Here is a 410-nt window from a genome sequence, read left to right on the forward strand (position 1 = left end):
TTTACCGAAATTACTTGCTGCTTTATATAAAATAGTATTATCATCTAACCACACATAAGGTGTGTTCAACACATTGTTTACGGCTTCTTTATTCCACTTGGTAACTTTTTGTGTAGCAATATCCACAACGTATAAATCAACCCTGTTGCCTGTTGTGTTGGTAAAAGCAAACTTTGTTTCAGATGGGTTCCAGCTTAAATGCTGAGCTAATAAATTGGCAGGTAAACCAATTAATTTAAATTCTTTTCCACTCTTAATATTCTTTAAATAAAAATTATTGATGTATGCATTTCTACTTGTTGAAAAATTATTCGGATTTAAACGAAGCCCGGCTGTTTTAATTTCAGGTTGCCCTAATTCTTCAACTGTAGGGTAAGAATTTCTTTCACTTAAAATCATCCATTCTGCTT

General features: G+C 32.2%; 1 protein-coding gene. It reads right to left on the minus strand.

The genetic code is table 11. The features are described from left to right. Window positions 1-410 (minus strand): hypothetical protein (locus E3E36_RS12355; RefSeq protein ID WP_206203723.1); only part of this gene is annotated, 410 nt, incomplete at both ends.

The organism is Thermococcus sp. M36 (genome assembly GCF_012027355.1).
GTDB lineage: Archaea > Methanobacteriota_B > Thermococci > Thermococcales > Thermococcaceae > Thermococcus.